General features: G+C 57.9%; 12 protein-coding genes. 9 read left to right on the forward strand and 3 right to left on the reverse strand.

The genetic code is table 11. The features are described from left to right. Positions 1–2: 2 nt before the first annotated feature. From GYM67_RS05180 to GYM67_RS05190, 3 genes are all read left to right on the forward strand, one after another. Positions 3–1,019 carry an aldose 1-epimerase family protein gene (locus tag GYM67_RS05180; protein WP_220235926.1) on the forward strand — a complete coding sequence of 339 codons (1,017 nt, stop codon included), beginning with the start codon at positions 3–5 and terminating at the stop codon, positions 1,017–1,019. 8 nt (positions 1,020–1,027) lie between these two features. Continuing rightward, positions 1,028–1,954, forward strand: a complete 927-nt coding sequence (gene rbsK, locus GYM67_RS05185) for a ribokinase (RefSeq protein ID WP_220235927.1) — start codon at positions 1,028–1,030, stop codon at positions 1,952–1,954. 151 nt (positions 1,955–2,105) lie between these two features. Then, positions 2,106–2,930, forward strand: coding sequence for an oxidoreductase (locus GYM67_RS05190; protein WP_220235928.1), 825 nt, complete (start codon positions 2,106–2,108; stop codon positions 2,928–2,930). 118 nt (positions 2,931–3,048) lie between these two features. On the opposite strand, the gene GYM67_RS05195 is transcribed toward GYM67_RS05190, so the two are convergent. Together GYM67_RS05195 and GYM67_RS05200 are read right to left on the reverse strand one after the other, a co-directional pair. Continuing rightward, positions 3,049–4,077, reverse strand: coding sequence for an alpha-L-fucosidase (locus GYM67_RS05195; RefSeq protein ID WP_220235929.1), 1,029 nt, complete (start codon positions 4,075–4,077; stop codon positions 3,049–3,051). Between the two features lie 47 nt (positions 4,078–4,124). Next, on the reverse strand, positions 4,125–5,279 hold the full coding sequence (locus GYM67_RS05200) for an MFS transporter (RefSeq protein WP_258561599.1): 1,155 nt from the start codon (positions 5,277–5,279) through the stop codon (positions 4,125–4,127). 578 nt (positions 5,280–5,857) lie between these two features. On the opposite strand from GYM67_RS05200, the gene GYM67_RS05205 reads away from it, so the two are divergent. The 3 genes from GYM67_RS05205 (at position 5,858) to GYM67_RS05215 (ending at position 7,702) form a co-directional block, all read left to right on the forward strand. Next, complete coding sequence (locus tag GYM67_RS05205) at positions 5,858–6,811, forward strand: glycosylasparaginase (RefSeq protein ID WP_220235931.1); 954 nt, start codon at positions 5,858–5,860, stop codon at positions 6,809–6,811. Positions 6,812–6,902: 91 nt separating this feature from the next. After that, complete coding sequence (locus GYM67_RS05210) at positions 6,903–7,328, forward strand: TetR/AcrR family transcriptional regulator (RefSeq protein WP_220235932.1); 426 nt, start codon at positions 6,903–6,905, stop codon at positions 7,326–7,328. Further along, complete coding sequence (locus GYM67_RS05215; protein WP_220235933.1) at positions 7,325–7,702, forward strand: PH domain-containing protein; 378 nt, start codon at positions 7,325–7,327, stop codon at positions 7,700–7,702. Before GYM67_RS05210 ends, GYM67_RS05215 begins: the two co-directional genes overlap by 4 nt. 93 nt (positions 7,703–7,795) lie before the next feature. On the opposite strand, the gene guaA is transcribed toward GYM67_RS05215, so the two are convergent. Then, on the reverse strand, positions 7,796–9,358 hold the full coding sequence (guaA, locus tag GYM67_RS05220) for a glutamine-hydrolyzing GMP synthase (protein WP_220235934.1): 1,563 nt from the start codon (positions 9,356–9,358) through the stop codon (positions 7,796–7,798). Positions 9,359–9,695: 337 nt separating this feature from the next. Between guaA and GYM67_RS05225 the strand changes: the two genes are divergently transcribed. The 3 genes from GYM67_RS05225 to GYM67_RS05235 all read left to right on the forward strand — a co-directional run bounded on the left by GYM67_RS05225 (position 9,696) and on the right by GYM67_RS05235 (position 16,376). After that, entirely contained in the window at positions 9,696–12,170 is a 2,475-nt protein-coding gene (locus GYM67_RS05225) for a phosphoketolase (RefSeq protein ID WP_220235935.1), read from the forward strand. Between the two features lie 391 nt (positions 12,171–12,561). After that, positions 12,562–15,060 (forward strand): glycoside hydrolase family 31 protein, encoded by a 2,499-nt coding sequence (locus tag GYM67_RS05230; RefSeq protein WP_220235936.1) that lies wholly within the window; start codon positions 12,562–12,564, stop codon positions 15,058–15,060. Between the two features lie 29 nt (positions 15,061–15,089). Then, complete coding sequence (locus GYM67_RS05235) at positions 15,090–16,376, forward strand: MFS transporter (protein ID WP_220235937.1); 1,287 nt, start codon at positions 15,090–15,092, stop codon at positions 16,374–16,376. Position 16,377 lies beyond the last annotated feature (1 nt).

Genomic DNA, 16,377 nt, shown 5'->3' on the forward strand with positions numbered 1-16,377 from the left:
TCATGCAACAGCTTCACCTCAATCATGACATGTTCGGCCCGGCCGAATTCACCCTCTATCAGGACGATGACTTCAAAGCCGTCACCTTCACTTACCCATCAGGAGTGGAAGCGGTCCGTCTGGAGAATTCTCGCGGCCAGCTCACCATCCTGCCTTATATGGGCCTGATCATCTGGGATGCGGTCTTCTGCTCCATCAGCCTAAAGATGAAAGACATGTTCTCGCAGCCCCTGCCCGGCACCGGCATCGCTGATACCTATGGCTGCTTCCAGTTCACTTCAGGACTCCTTGGCGGCGGAACGCCGGCCCCGGAGGATGACTACCAACTTCACGGCGAGGCCCCGACCAGCCGTATGGATAGTGCCTGGCTGGAATTCGGAGATAGGACCATGTCAATACATGGACAATACGAATATGTCAAAGGATTCGGCGACCACTACCTGAGTCGGCCATCCGTAACATTGCACACGGATTCTGGCCTCTTCGACATCAGCCTGGACGTTACCAACCTCTCCAACTGCCAAACCATGCCCCTGCAATACATGTGCCATATGAACTACGCCTACGTGCATGACGGGCATATGGAACAAAATGTGCCCGACAAGGCTTTCCGCCTACGCCGGACCGTTCCCGCCCACGTCCATCCCACCTCGCAATGGCTGGCCTACAACGAAGATCTCAAGGCCAGCGGCGAGCTGATCAACGACCTGAACGACGAGAGCCACTACGATCCTGAGATCGTCTTCTTCTCCCAAAACCTGGCCAAATTAACCGATGTGGCCGAGTTCCGACTCCACCTGAATGCCGAGCACAACTTCCTGACACGGTTCAGCACAGAGCAATTCCCCATCGTCACCCGCTGGATCCTCTACAACGCTGATCAGCAGGTGGCGGCCTTTGCCCTGCCTGGCACCAGCACGCCCGAGGGCCGCGCCGCCGCAGAGAAAGCAGGCACCCTGATCCACCTCAAGCCCAGGGAAAAGCGTTCATTCCTGGTAACCACCGGCCTGGAAAGGTAAGGATCAATATGACCGACATCACTGTCATCGGTTCTAACATGTATGAGCTGACCACCTTTGTCAATCGCATGCCGATGGAGGGAGAGACTGTGGAAGCTCCTGAATTCGAGATGGGATTCGGCGGCAAGGGAGCCAACCAGGCCATAGCCGCCGCCCGTCTGGGTTCGGAGGTCAACTTCATCACCATGGTCGGCAACGATGAATTCGGCAGACAGCAGCTGAAGAACTATCGCAGCAACGGCATCAACAGCGATGGAATCGGCATCACCGATGGGAGCAGCGGCGTGGCGCCAATCTTTGTGGACACCAGCGGCGACAATCGGATTCTGATCATAAAAGGCGCCAACAAGCAGTTGACGCCTGCCGCCTTGGACGGTAAAAAAGACCTCATCAAGGGGCCGAAACTGGTCGTTCTTCAGCAGGAGATCGCCTTGGAGACCAACTATCATGCGATTGAACTGGCGGAGGACTACGGTGTGCCTGTCTTGCTGGACCCTGCGCCAGCCAATGACGATCTGAACATCGACCATGTCTCCAGAGTGACCTTCTTCGTACCGAATGAGACCGAGCTGGCTACGCTCACCGAAATGCCCACAGGGACACTGGACGAGGTCAAAGCCGCAGCGCGAGACTTGGTAAGGCGTGGGGTACGCAACCTGATTGTCACCATGGGCGGCAAGGGCGCCCTATGGATCAGCGCCGACCAGGAGCTGCTGGTGCCTGCGGTCACGGTTGAAGCCGTGGACACTACTGGCGCCGGCGATGCTTTCATCGGCTCGTTTGCCCACTACTACACGCAGGGCGAGGATGTGCCAACAGCTCTGGGCCACGCCAACAGATACGCTGCAATCAGCGTCACACGCCGCGGCACCCAAAAGGCTTATCCAACAGCCGCCGAGCTCAGCGACCTACTGCTGGAAAGAGTGCAGGTGTAAGGTCTTCACCATGGTCGCATTGCCAGACGTGGACGGATAGACCGCCCTCGTCTGCCTTTTATGTCCTTACTTTGAAATGCTGTCATATACTGTGTCTCAAAGAAAAGCAGGAGCCACGATTCACAGACACCAGCCAGAGAGGGTAATGAATATGGCCAATCAAGTGGCACTGGTCACTGGAGCCACAAGCGGCATAGGATATGAAACCGCGCGAATGCTCGCCGAGCATGGATACAGGGTGTATGCGGCAGGGCGACGAGTCGAACGACTGAAGCCGCTGGGCGACAAGGGGGTTACAGCCCTGCAGATGGACCTGACCGATTCTGCATCCATTGAGAAGGCCGTCGCACAAATCCTGCAGAAGGAGAGGCGGGTGGATCTGCTGGTCAACAACGCCGGCTACGGGTCCTATGGCCCAGTCGAGCAGGTCTCCATCGAAGAGGTGCGTCGACAATTTGAGGTCAACCTCTTCGGCCTTGCCCACTTGACCCAGCAGGTACTGCCCGCCATGCGCCGAGCCGGACGCGGCCGGATCGTCAACACCTCATCCATGGCAGGCCGAATGGTCACCTATATGGGTGCCTGGTATCATGCCACCAAGTACGCCCTTGAATCCTTCAGCGACGCCCTGCGCATGGAAATGCGTCCCTTCGGCATAGACGTGGTCCTGATCGAGCCCGGAGCCATTGCCACCAACTGGGGTGCAATCGCCGCCGACCATCTCCAGACGGTCACCCGCAAGAGCGCCTATCAACAGTCAGGATTCCGAGCTGCTGCCGAGCTGCGCAAACTGTACTCCAGCAGGCATTTGACCCAACCATCAACCATCGCCAAGGCCATCGTCCGTGCTTCGATGGTACGCCATCCCCGCCCACGCTACCTTTTGGGCTTCGGCGCCAAACCTCTGGTTGCCCTTCATGCTTTGCTCCCCACCCGCGCTTGGGACTACCTGATGGTCCATGCCAAGGACCTGTAGGCGAAAAACAAGCTATCAGAACAGTACTCCTGAGCAGCCGAATGCTTGGCGAGGAAGCTGTCGGACAGGAGCGGCAGTTACAATGGGATCCCTAGCTAACTGTCAGGATTCTAGATCCTCAAGCCTCTAGAGCGCGCGCTCCCAGGAGCGCCTGCTCAGCATCCATGGGAACGCGGCCCAGGCCGTCAAGGCCTACATTGAGCAAGTAGTTGATGCCGTACTTGTTCAGATGGGCCTTGTAATCATGAATGGTCTGCGGACTCTTCCAGTTCTGGTCATGATAGGAAAATCCCCAGGAATCGTTGATGGTCCCGGCGGTCTCATAGAGGCCGAGCTTGGAGGGCTTGAATCCTTCGATCGAGTTGTAGTCGACATCCCCGTCCGAGGTTGCCTTCTCGCTGGCATCCGAATCTTCGGGAATCTCGTTGTCCCCCAGAGAGACGTAGTCGTAACGACCGTTGCCCAGTCTGGAATTGATCAGGCAGTCGGGCTGCAGGCGCTTGACCGTATCGTAGATGGTCTGGCTCTGCTCGTCGCTGAGGGTCATTGGTACGTCAAACCAGGCTACCGATATTTCCCCGTAGTTGCTCATGATCTCTTCGATCTGCGGCATGATCTTGTGCTCGAATGCCCGGTCGTAGTTCTTCTCCCCCGTGAAGTCCCAGCTGTTGTCCCAGGTGGTGCCTGCGGTCTCAATATCGTTCGAGAGGTATCCGCCGCCATCCGGTTCATGCCAGTCCAGGTCCTGCGAATAGTAGAGACCAAAACGCAGTCCGGCCTTGCGGCAGGCCAAGGACAGCTCGCCGATCACATCCCGGTGGAATGGCGTCGCGTCATAGACGTTGTAGGGATCCACCAGCGACCGGTACATGGCGAAGCCGTCATGGTGCTTTGTAGTGACGACCAGATACTGCATGCCGCAGCGCTTGGCCAGATCCACTATGGCTTCCGCGTCGAAATAGATCGGGTTGAAGGCCTGCGTGAGGCGTTCGTACTCCTTGTTGGGAATTTGGAGCTTGGATTGGATCCACTCCGCATAGTTGCTTGACGATTTCCCTTGGTACTCCCCTCCCAGGAGGGAATAGAGACCCCAGTGAATCATCATGCCGTACTTGGCTTGCTTGAACCATTCCACGGTATCGATCATTATTTACCTCTGTCTCTGCTGATTGACACGAACTGCTGTGACAGCCCTCAGATGGTCAGCTTGTCTTTCTTGACGACGAAGGCATCGTAAAGGGCCAGGATCACGTAGCAGACTCCTGCACACATGATCATGAAGCCTGGGTCTTTCTTGCCAAGCACCCCGCCCAGAGCCTGGAAGAAGTAAGGAGCCACCAGGGAGCCGACGTTGATGCCGATCAGGATGATCGAAGTGGTCAGGTTCATAGAGCCCTTGGGCGAATAGGCAACCATGCGGGCAGTCAGAGCCGGATTGATGATGCCGTTGCAGAACCCTGCCACCAGGACCAGGACCAGCAAGAGCGGAATGGAGTTGGTGAAAGGCATGGCGATCATAACCACTGCCGTCAGCACCTCGAAGATGAAGACAGTGTATCGTCCGCACCACTTGGCAAGTTGTTCGAAGGCGATACCTGAGATGATCGAACAGAGCACCAGGAAGCCGAAAATCCTGGTGGCATCGGCGGCAGAACCTATGCCGGACTCAACCATGTGGCTGGCCAGCTTCAGAGAGATGGCCGAATAGAAGAGACATACGAAGAGGAAGAGGATGGCCAGCTGGATAACGCCGCCGTTGGTGGACGGCTTGATAGAGGTGTCTTCTTCAACCTCCTTGCCGTCCTCCACGATGACGCGGTCAAGCCTCTTGGGGACGAAGAGGGAGACAAGGACAATGGGCACAATCAGGAAGAGGAACACCAGATAAGTGGCGTGCCAGGAGATATTGATCAGGAATCCTGCGATGAAGAGCATGATCGAATCGCCGATAGCGCCGACGGAGTTCCTCCAGCCCAGAAGCCTGTTCCTGATTTTCTCGGGGAAGACATCGGTGATGTAGGAGACGCTCAGGGGGGTGAAAATGCCCATGCCCACGCCGAACATGGCCCTCGACAGGAAAATGGCCGGATAGTTATAGAAGAAGGCGGGGATGATTCCGAAAACCAAGGAGACAATGAGCCCCAAAAGGACCGTGTACTTCTTGCCCAGCTTGTTGGATATGAGGCCGCTGACCACAGTTCCCAGCAGGACGCCTCCCGTAGGGATGACAACCAATAGCTCGACGTTGGCCTCTGAAATGTTGGAAAAGTACTGCTTCATCAGCGGGATGGTCCCTGAGACGGCATTGGAAACCGACATCAGAAACGATATGGACAAGATGCCCAACATCAAAATCGGTGAACTGGTGTTCACCTGTTTCTCTTTTGACTCCACGAAAGTCCCTTCCTCGGAACTGTCATCACATCCGCATTCGCGATGGCGAGCACTGATTGACTCATGTACTGCAAAACAACTAGATTCCATGGACCATCTTGATCCCGAACTATTTCAAGAGAAATGGTTTGTTAATAGTATATATCAAATTGGAAACTGTACATGCCGAATTGTTGCCTCATCCAGAATTGGTGGGATCTGCTGTCTAGCGATCACTGGGGAAAATGCAGCAACCCGGCCTTCAAAGTCGACCTTTTGATATGTAGGGACACGCTAATGCCTTTTAAAACGATCAAAAGCACCGACATGACATCCGGAAACAAGAAGTGCCTTTGGCAATTATCATTACAGAGGAAACAGGACAGAGGACATGATTGCTGTCTGCACGCGAGCAAGGCCGGCCCGCAGCCGATGGCCTGTCCGCTCAGGGCGCGGCCTGTCAGCTTGATCACCCGTCGATCGGCTGAATCCGGCTGCATCGGCCTTCCGGTCAAGGGCAGTCAACGACCATATCAACAGAAAGAGCCAAGGAAATGAATGATTCATCCCCGCAGCAATCCAGCCAAAATCAATCCACCTGGGCATCCATCGCTACCTGGCGGATGGCCTATGAAGGTATGGTCAAGTCCAGTTCCGGTCTTGAAGAGGGTGGCCAGGCAGGCGACGCTGTCGAGACGTTGATTCAAGAGGTCGAAGCCAACCCCGATTACACTTCCGTCGGTTATGGCGCCTTGCCCAACCGGGAAGGCGAGATGGAGATGGATGCCGCTTTCATGGATGGAAACGACATGGCTCTGGGCGCTGTAGCTGGCATCCAGTATGCACTGCACCCCATATCAGTGGCCAGACGGTTGAGTCGACGCCATACCAGCAGCTTTCTAGTCGGACAAGGCGCTACTCGCTACGCCCTGATCAGCGGGTTCGAGATGCGCAACATGCTGACGGACAGGGCCAGAAGACGTTGGGAGTTGGAATCCGCAAAGGCCACAAGACCAGAGTCTGCCGGCCCCTATCGAGGCCACGATACGGTCGGGGCCATCTGCTTGGACTTGCAGGGGTCGATGGCTGCTGGCACATCAACATCGGGGCTCTTTATGAAGGAACCAGGCAGAGTAGGCGATTCACCCCTGCCCGGCTCGGGCTTCTACGTGGACAGCGCTGTCGGAGGGGCGGCCGCCACCGGACTGGGAGAAGACATCATGAAAGGATGCCTCTCCTATCGGATCGTCGCCCTGATGGGAAGAGGATTGACCCCGCAGGAAGCCTGCGACTCTGCAGTCTACGAATTTGACAGCCTCCTGAGGAAACGCTACGGCAAGGTCGGCGAGATCTCCCTGATCGCTCTCAACACAAGAGGGAAATGGGGGGTCGCCACCAACGTGGAATTCACCTTCTGCACAGCCAGGAAAGGCGAGCAGACACGCATACTCATGGCTAATCCGGACGGCAAGAGCGGAACACGAATCGAGCCAGTCGCCAAGGACTAGTTGCAGTAATATGAGCATCCGCTGAGGATGCCCGTTAAATGACCGCTTATCATTCTTGACTACTCAGTCAATTAATGGTATCTTGGCGGGCATGGGTCGTAAGAGAAATTTCAATGATGATGAGATCCTTGCCCGTGCAGGAGAAGTTTTCCTGGAACATGGCTATGAGGGTACGTCGATTGATGCGCTCGTTAAGGAAACGGGTCTGCTACGAGGCAGCCTCTACGGTGCGTTTGGCAGCAAGCGTGGCATGTTCGTGGCTGCGCTACGTGACGCAACGGATTCGGAGTCGCGCGATTCAGGAGTGCTCGATCTGGTATTGGTAGCACTCATGGAGTTGTCAGATCATGATCTCGAGGTTCGTGGGCTGGTCAGGGACTACCTTGTGAAGCTGTCCCGTTCGAGATCGTGCCATGCCAATGCTGCGAGCGTTGATGTCGCCAAGCTCCTTGGCGAGACGCTGCTGCAGCGTGCACATGTTCGGTTGCAGTCTGATGATGAAAGAGGCAAATCATGAACAACAAGGTGGCAATTGTCGGGCGGACCCTGGAGATTGAGCCGCAGGGTTTGGATAAGATGTGGTCGTTCAGGGGGAAACTGGTGGTGCCGCTCGAGCATGTTCTGGGCGCGAGCGAGGATCCGGGCATTCTTGACGATGCCAAAGGTCTGCGTGCACCCGGCCTGCATGTTCCCGGTAAATGGGCCGGTACATTTATTGAGCAAGGGGAGAAAACATTCTGGAATGTCACTAGACCGGAAAGCCCCATCGTCATCCAACTCAAGGGGGAGCACTATGACCGACTGGTGCTAGGGGTAGAGCATCCCCGCGAGCTGGTCAACCGGATCAACGCGGCCATCACAAAGCAGCAAACAATGAATTCCAACACCTGAGCTCTTCTATCGGCATCAAGTGGTGAAAGGTCAACCGAATGGGCCGGACAAGTCATATGACATATCGCCGTATGACTTGTCCGGCCCAGATACTTACTCCCACTCGATGGTTGCCGGAGGCTTCGAGGTGCAGTCCAGGACCACACGATTGATTCCCGGGCACTCGTTGGTAATGCGTGTGGAGATGGTGGCCAGCACGTCGTAGGGCAGACGTGTCCAGTCAGCAGTCATGGCGTCCTCGGAGGAGACCGGACGCAGCACAATCGGCGAACCATAGGTACGCTCGTCGCCCTGCACCCCTACTGAATGCACATTGGCCAGAAGCACCACCGGGCACTGCCAGATCTGTCGATCCAGCCCAGCCTTGGACAGCTCCTCGCGGACGATGGCGTCGGCCTCGCGCAGGGTCTCCAAGCGTTCCTGGGTAATCTCCCCGATGATGCGGATGCCTAGACCAGGGCCCGGGAAGGGCTGGCGCCAAACGATCTGATCGGGCAGGCCCAGTTCGGTGCCGATGGCCCGGACCTCGTCCTTGAAGAGGGTGCGCAGGGGCTCGATCAGCTGGAACTTGACATCTTTGGGCAGACCACCCACGTTGTGATGGGACTTGATATTGGCCGCTCCATCTCCACCGCCAGACTCGACAACGTCGGGGTAGAGCGTGCCCTGCACCAGGAACTTGACTTCCTTGCCGGTCTTGCCCGCCTCTTTAATCACCTGCCGCTGGGCCCTTTCAAAGGTGCGGATGAACTTCTCCCCGATGATCTTGCGCTTGCGCTCGGGTTCGGAAACGCCCTTGAGGGCGGTCAGGAAGTCCTGTGAAGCATCCACAGCGATTAGCTTGATGCCAGTGGCGGCTACGAAATCATGCCTGACCTGCTCGGCCTCCCCCTTGCGCAGCAGACCATGATCCACAAAGACGCAAGTCAGCTGGTCGCCGACGGCCCTGTGGACCAGAGCGGCCGCCACGGCTGAATCGACTCCGCCTGACAGGCCGCAGATAACCTGGTCGTCACCCACTGTGCGACGAATCTTCTCCACCTGCTGCTCGATGATGCCCGAAGCGTTCCAGTCCGACGGGAGTCCGGCGCACTGATGCAGGAAGCGGTCGATCAAGTCCTGCCCCAGAGGAGTGTTGGTCACCTCGGGATGCCACTGGACCCCGTACAGCCCCCGGGATGGATCCTGCATGGCCGCCACAGGAGCACCCTCGGTATGCGCCAGAACCTCAAAGCCTTCAGGCGCACGGTTGACGGCGACGCCATGGCTCATCCACACATCCTGCCGTGCGGGTGAATCCTGCAGTATTCCCCTGGCGCTGTCGATGAAGGCCTCGGTCTTGCCGTACTCCCCCAGGGCCGCCTTGTCCACTTCACCGCCCAGCTCATGTGCCATGACCTGGAAGCCGTAGCAGATGCCCAGCACAGGCACCCCTGCCTCGAAAATCCTCTTATTTATGGTAGGCGCCCCGTCCACGTAGACGGAGGCAGGCCCACCGGAGAGGATGACCGCCTTGGGATCCTTGGCCAGCATCTGGTCCAGGCTCATCGAATGGGGCACCAGCTCGGAGTAGACCCCCGCCTCCCTGACTCGACGAGCGATCAGCTGGGCGTACTGCGCACCAAAATCGACCACCAGGACGGGACCCTGTGCCATAAGACTCCTTATATATATGTATGCTGTATCTGCCATGGATGTCCGGGAGCGACGAGTTAACGCCCGCGGGCAAGTCCAGTATGGTTGCAGTTTTCGACAATGCTACCGCCATTGAGCCCTGATCGGCACCCCCGGCGAAAACTCCTGTCTGCAAGCAGACAATTCCCTCGCATTTTCTCACAAGAGCGAACACACACTGCAAGAAAACGTTCAGAAAAGTCTGCTCGTTCACGTACCATGTAGGCATTGGGTACGAACCCGACGGATGCCTGAAATGACACCGCACGAGCCCGTAACCGAAGTAAATAAACAATCGCACTAAAGTGCAGGAGTACACATGACGAATCCTGTTATCGGCACCCCTTGGGCGAAGCTGGAGACCCCAATCGCCGAGGAGACCCTCGAGGCCGTCGACAAGTATTGGCGAGCGGCCAACTATCTTTCCATCGGACAGATTTATCTTCGCAGCAACCCCCTGATGAAGGAGCCCTTCACTCGGGAGGACGTCAAGCATCGTCTGGTCGGCCACTGGGGCACCACCCCCGGCCTGAACTTCCTGCTGGGCCATATCAACCGTCTGATCGCCGACCATCAGCAGAACACCGTTATCATCATGGGCCCCGGCCACGGCGGCCCTGCCGGCACCTCGCAGTCCTACCTGGATGGCACTTACAGCGAGTACTACCCCAAGATCACCAACGATGAGGCTGGCCTGCAGAAGTTCTTCCGCCAGTTCTCCTACCCGGGCGGCATCCCCTCCCACTTCGCGCCTGAAACCCCCGGATCCATTCACGAGGGTGGCGAGTTGGGCTATGCACTCTCCCACGCCTACGGCGCAATCATGAACAACCCCAGCCTCTTCGTGCCCTGCATCGTGGGCGACGGCGAGGCCGAGACCGGCCCCCTGGCCACCGGCTGGCAGTCCAACAAGCTGGTCAACCCCCGCACTGACGGCATCGTCCTGCCTATCCTGCACCTGAACGGCTACAAGATCGCCAACCCGACCATCCTCTCGCGCATCTCCGACGAGGAGCTGCATGAGTACTTCCACGGCTTGGGTTATGAGCCCTTCGAGTTCGTCGCAGGCTTCGACGACGAGGATCATCTGTCCATCCACCGTCGCTTCGCCGACATGCTGGAGACCGTCTTCGACAAGATCTGCGACATCAAGGCCCGGGCCGAAACCGACGACATGACCCGTCCCTTCTACCCCATGATTATCTTCCGCACGCCTAAGGGCTGGACCTGCCCCAAGTTCATCGACGGCAAGAAGACCGAGGGATCCTGGCGTGCCCACCAGGTGCCGCTGACCTCCGCCCGCGACACCGATGCCCACTTCCAGGTCCTCAAGAACTGGCTGGCTTCCTACAAGCCCAAGGAGCTCTTCGACGAGAAGGGTGCCCTGCGCCCCGAGGTCACCAGCTTCATGCCCAAGGGCGACCTGCGCATCGGCGAGAACCCCAACGCCAATGGCGGGCGTCTGCTCAAGCCGCTGGAGCTGCCTGACATCCACGACTACGAGATCGACGTCAAGAAGCACGGACATGGCTGGGGCGCCACCGAGGCCACCCGTGTCCTGGGCTACTACACCCGCGACGTGCTAGCCAAGAACCCCACCGACTTCCGCATCTTCGGGCCCGATGAGACGGCTTCCAACCGTCTGGCTGCCGCTTATGAGGTGACCAATAAGCAGTGGGATGCCGACTACCTTTCGGAGCTGACCGACGAGCACATGGCCCACACCGGCCAGGTCATCGAGCAGCTCTCCGAGCACCAGATGGAAGGCTTCCTGGAGGGCTACCTGCTGACCGGACGCCATGGCATCTGGAGCTCCTACGAGTCCTTCGTGCACGTCATCGACTCCATGATCAACCAGCATGCCAAGTGGCTGGAGGCCACAGTCCGCGAGATTCCGTGGCGCAAGCCCATCGCCGGCCTGAACCTCCTGGTCACTTCGCACGTCTGGCGTCAGGACCACAACGGGTTCTCACACCAGGATCCCGGCTTCGTCGACATCCTGCTGAACAAGAACTTCAACAACGATCATGTAGTCAACATCTACTTCCCCGCTGATGCCAACATGCTGCTGAATGTGGGCGAGCGTTGCTACAAGTCGACCAACTGCATCAACGCCATCTTCGCCGGCAAGCAGCCCGCCGCCACCTACCAGAGCGTGGACGAGGCCGCCGCCGAGCTGGAGAAGGGGGCCGCCCGCTGGGATTGGGCTTCCAACGCCGAGGATGCCGAGGATGCTGATGTCGTCATCGCCACTGCGGGCGACATCCCCACCCAGGAGGCCCTGGCCGCCGACGATATGCTGCAGAAGCTGGGCCTCAAGGTCCAGTTCGTCAACGTGGTCGACCTGCTGAAGATCCAGGATGCCGAAGAGAACGATCAGGCCCTGTCCGACGAGGAGTTCACCGAGCTCTTCAGCAAGGACAAGCCGGTCCTATTCGCCTTCCACGCCTACCCCGGCTCCATCTACCGCCTGATCCACGGACGCCCCAACCACGACAACTTCTCCGTGCACGGTTACGAGGAGCAGGGCTCCACCACCACGCCGTTCGACATGGTGCGTGTCAACAACATGGACCGCTGGTGCCTGGCCGCCTCCGCCCTAAAGCTGGTGGATGCCGGCAAGTATGCCGACCAGATCGACAAGTGGACCAAGTTCCGCGATGAGGCCTTCCAGTTCGCCGTGGACAAGGGTTACGACCACCCCGATTACACCGACTGGGTCTGGCCCGATGCCAACCGCGCCGGCCAGGAGACCATCTCCGCCACCGCCGCGACCGCCGGAGACAACGAGTGATACTGCCGACCAGTTCTGTGGGCTGATCCTTCGATCCGGCCGTCGACAGGAATTCGAAATCCCCACCACTTTCATGTGGTGGGGATTTTTTCATATGCTGAACCTGTCCACATGGTCAATCGAGAGCAGCGCTCATCATCTGAGTCGATGGACACCCCATGGGAATTGACGGCTTCTCTGCCTGCGAGCCGGTGAAAACCATTCCATGGAAATCATAAAGCCCCCCTCCTGGAAAATTCTGGCAAGCCCGTCTACCCTGCCCCTCTTCTGCCAAGAATAGGAATTGATTGCCGTGGTCGTTCGGCACCAGGCATGCCGCTGGACGGAACGTGATCCTCGGCAATCGACTATCGCGAAGCGATTCCAAGCAATGACGCCAGGGAGGGCATTCATGAAAGCAAGCACCAAACTCATAGGCATGGACAACCATGGTGATTATCTGGATCTGATCACCAACGGGGCCAGATTCAGAATCTACCTGCTGGACCAGAACATCATCCGCATACGAAGCACCTTTGACGACGAGTTCAGACCCGAGCTCTCTTATGCCCTGGTCAAGACCGCCTGGGAGGACGGCACCGACCAGCTTATGGCCGATGAGCGCCAGCGCGTCGAACCCATCCGAATAAAGGTGATGGACGGGCCGGGCGCAGTCAAGACAATCACCAATGGTCGATACACCCTGACCATCACCGCAGAGCCCTTTGCCTTCACCATCAGAGACTGGAAAGGCAGGGTCCTCCACCAAGACCTGCCAGGCAGGGCCTTCGTCGAAGACAGCACAGGCCGCCCGATCCATTATTCCAGCATGGGCGACCATGACCACTTCTACGGGTTCGGCGAAAAATCCGGCGACCTCGACAAGCGCCGCCGCCGAATGCGGATGCATAACACGGATTCCCTGGGGTGGGATGCCACCCGGAGCGACCCCCTCTACAAGATGATCCCCTTCTACATCGACTTCAACGAGGATACCGGCCTGGCCTACGGCCTCTTCTACAACAACAGCGCCGACTCGGTCTTCGACATGGATGCCGAGCATAGCAATTACTGGCTTCGATACAGCTACTTCCAGGCGGAAGCCGGCGATATCGACCTCTTCTTCATCGGAGGACCCACTATTGCAGATGTCGTTCATCATTACACGGACCTGACTGGGAAGACCGCGATGATGCCCCTATCTTCCCTGGGATACATGGGATCGACCATGTTCTACACCGAACTCGACAAGGATTGTGACAAGGCCGTCGAAGATTTCATCGACACTTGCCGTCAGAACGATATACCCTGCGACGGGTTCTTCCTCTCCTCTGGATATACGAGCGGATCAGAGGGAAAGCGCTACGTCTTCACCTGGAACAAAAACCGCTTCCCCGACCCCAAGGGATTCGTAGATCATCTGAAGGAAAAGGGCGCACTCCTGGCACCCAATATCAAGCCCGGCATGCTGACCACACACCCATACACCGAGCGGATGGAGCAGGAGGAAGCCTTTGTCAAAACGCCTGACGGCGGAGGTTGGCAGGAAGACCGCTTCTGGGGCGGACCGGCCCACTTCGTTGACTTCACCAGCCCTGCCGGACGCCAAGCCTGGGTCAAGGAGATGCAAGAGCATCTGCTCACCCTGGGAATAACCAGCATCTGGAACGACAACAACGAGTATGAAATCAACGAGGACCAGGCCATGGTCGATGCCGAAGGCCAGCACCTTCCCATCAGCATGGTAAAGCCGATCATGTCGACCATGATGGCCAAGACGGCCCAGGAGGCCGTCAAGAGGTACGCCCCAGGAGCCCGACCCTACGTAATCAACCGAGCCGGTTTCGCAGGCATCCAGCGCTATGCCCAGACTTGGGCGGGAGACAACGGTACATCCTGGACCAATCTCAAGTACAACGTGCCGACCATCCTGGGCATGGGCCTGTCCGGAGTGGCCAATCAGGGATGCGACATCGGCGGCTTCGATGGCCCGGCCCCAGATCCCGAACTCTTTGTACGATGGGTTCAGAACGGCATCTTCCAACCCCGCTTCTCGATCCACTCCTGCAACACGGACAACACGGTCACCGAGCCCTGGATGTATCCTGCCTACACCAAGTACATCAGCAAGGCCATACAGCTCAGGTACAGCCTCGTCCCATATTTCTATGCCCTCCTTCACCAGGCTTCAGTGGACGGATCGCCCATCATGAGACCGCTGGTATACGAGTTCCAAAACGATCCCCGAACCTGCCAGGAGAGCTTCGAGTTCATGTTGGGGCCCTCCCTCCTGGTAGCCAACGTCCTGGACAGGGGCGTGGACCGCATCCAGGTCTATCTGCCCAAGGGTGCCGAATGGTTCGACCTGACTGCCAACCGATACATTCCGGGTGGCAGCGAAATCACAGTCCCCGTCGACCTAGGCAGCATTCCGCTCTTCCTGCGCGTCGGAAGCATCATACCCACCTGTCAAGGTCTGGCCAACCTCCACCTGGACCCCATCAACCATCTGGAGATCCTCATCGAACCCAATCGGAAAGCTTGCTTCGACCTCTATGAGGATGACGGGCTTTCCATGGATTACCTCAAGGGTGCCTACCGCCAGACCAGGATCAGCGCTCGCCCCGACGAACAGGGCGTGACCCTGGATCTGGAGAGCACCGGCGACTTCACAACCAGGGTCGAACGGATGACCCTGGCCGTGCTCTCCAGGACCATGGCCCCACTTGAGGTCGAGCTGGATGGCAGACCCCTGGATCGATATCTGAACATGGATCGCTTCCGCCGCGCCGCCAGCGGCTGGTTCTTTGACGGCCAGACCCGTCGTGCCTTGGTCAGGTTCCCCAACCCTGAAGGCGACCACCACCAGGTCAGGCTGGGTTTCACGGCCAAGGACCTTATCTCCATCTGAGCATGGCAACCGAGATTAGAGGAAAATATATGGATTCACACAAGACAGAGTCATCGGAGCAGGCCCTTAAAGCCTATGATGGCGAAATCAACGTCAAGAGTTTCAACCTGGCCCGCTGGGTCATCGGCTACCTGGCCTTCTGGATCATCATGTCCATTGGCTTCGCCATGGTCAGCCAGGTTCTGCTCCCGCAGCGCATCAAGGACATGGGAGCCTCAAACCCTACTGCCGTTCTAGGAACGATGACCTCAATCGGCTCCATCGTGGCTCTGGTGGCCAACATCGTCGTCGGCGCCCTGTCCGACTTGACCAAGTCCAGGTTCGGACGCCGTTCGCCCTGGCTCTTCTGGGGGGCCTGGTTCACCCTGGCCTTCTACCTGCTGATGGGCAATATCGGCATCATCACCGGCCTGGTGATCACGCTCTGGCTGTCCAAGCTCAGCTTCAACATGATGAACTCCCCCATCTACTCAACCGTTTCCGACAGGGTCCCCAAACGGTATCGGGGAACGATCTCATCCGCCATCGGCTTCGGCAACACCCTAGGCCTGGCCATCGGCGCCTGGGCAGGAGCCAGATTCATCGAGAGCGTGCGGCTGGGCTTCACCATCGCCGCCATCTGCATGTTCATCTCAGCCATGCTTTTCCTGATCATCATCCCCAAGGAACCCAGCAACAAGCAGGAAGAGACCGTTAACACCGGGCAGAGCGCCTGGAAACACATCGTCTACTCCTTCACCCCGCCCATGCACGCTCCTGATTTCTGGAAAGCCTTCTGCTGCCGGACCCTGCTCCTCCTGGCTATCCAGATGCTCTCAGGCTACTGGCTCTATATTTGTCAGGACTACATCGGTTTGCCCAAGGCATCAGCCGCTAAGGTCGTTTCCACCATCGCCATCTTCCAGATGGTGGCTTCCATCGTAGCCATGTTTGTCGGGCCCTTATCCGACCGCATCCACCGCCGCAAGCCCATGGTGGTTTTGTCGGCCATGCTGGCAATCATCGGATTCGTGTTCCCCCTGGCCTTGCACAACATCACCGGCATCTACATCGCCTCCGTCTTCGTGGCACTGGGACAGGGGATCTTCATGGCCATCGACCAGGCCCTGAATGTGGATGTCCTGCCCAGCAAGGAGAACGCCGGAAAGGATCTGGGCTTCATCAACGCGGCGACGACAGCTGGCCAGTCCGCCGGCATGGCCTTGACGTCCATCATTGTGTCGACGACAGGGACCTATACGTATATCTTCCCGATCGCCATCGTGATGTCCATCCTCTCCGTTCTCTTCGTACTCTCGATCCGCTCGGTCAAGTGAG

The sequence above is a fragment of the Bifidobacterium asteroides genome, from assembly GCF_019469425.1.
GTDB lineage: Bacteria > Actinomycetota > Actinomycetes > Actinomycetales > Bifidobacteriaceae > Bombiscardovia > Bombiscardovia asteroides_I.

Bases quoted from the DNA above. Each gene is read 5' to 3' on its own strand.
- guaA (WP_220235934.1), bottom strand. From the start codon at position 9,358: ATGGCACAGGGTCCCGTCCTGGTGGTCGATTTTGGTGCGCAGTACGCC.
- GYM67_RS05195 (WP_220235929.1), bottom strand. From the start codon at position 4,077: ATGATCGATACCGTGGAATGGTTCAAGCAAGCCAAGTACGGCATGATG.
- GYM67_RS05225 (WP_220235935.1), top strand. From the start codon at position 9,696: ATGACGAATCCTGTTATCGGCACCCCTTGGGCGAAGCTGGAGACCCCA.
- GYM67_RS05200 (WP_258561599.1), bottom strand. From the start codon at position 5,279: ATGTTGGGCATCTTGTCCATATCGTTTCTGATGTCGGTTTCCAATGCC.
- rbsK (WP_220235927.1), top strand. From the start codon at position 1,028: ATGACCGACATCACTGTCATCGGTTCTAACATGTATGAGCTGACCACC.
- GYM67_RS05230 (WP_220235936.1), top strand. From the start codon at position 12,562: ATGAAAGCAAGCACCAAACTCATAGGCATGGACAACCATGGTGATTAT.
- GYM67_RS05210 (WP_220235932.1), top strand. From the start codon at position 6,903: ATGGGTCGTAAGAGAAATTTCAATGATGATGAGATCCTTGCCCGTGCA.
- GYM67_RS05190 (WP_220235928.1), top strand. From the start codon at position 2,106: ATGGCCAATCAAGTGGCACTGGTCACTGGAGCCACAAGCGGCATAGGA.
- GYM67_RS05180 (WP_220235926.1), top strand. From the start codon at position 3: ATGCAACAGCTTCACCTCAATCATGACATGTTCGGCCCGGCCGAATTC.
- GYM67_RS05215 (WP_220235933.1), top strand. From the start codon at position 7,325: ATGAACAACAAGGTGGCAATTGTCGGGCGGACCCTGGAGATTGAGCCG.
- GYM67_RS05235 (WP_220235937.1), top strand. From the start codon at position 15,090: ATGGATTCACACAAGACAGAGTCATCGGAGCAGGCCCTTAAAGCCTAT.
- GYM67_RS05205 (WP_220235931.1), top strand. From the start codon at position 5,858: ATGAATGATTCATCCCCGCAGCAATCCAGCCAAAATCAATCCACCTGG.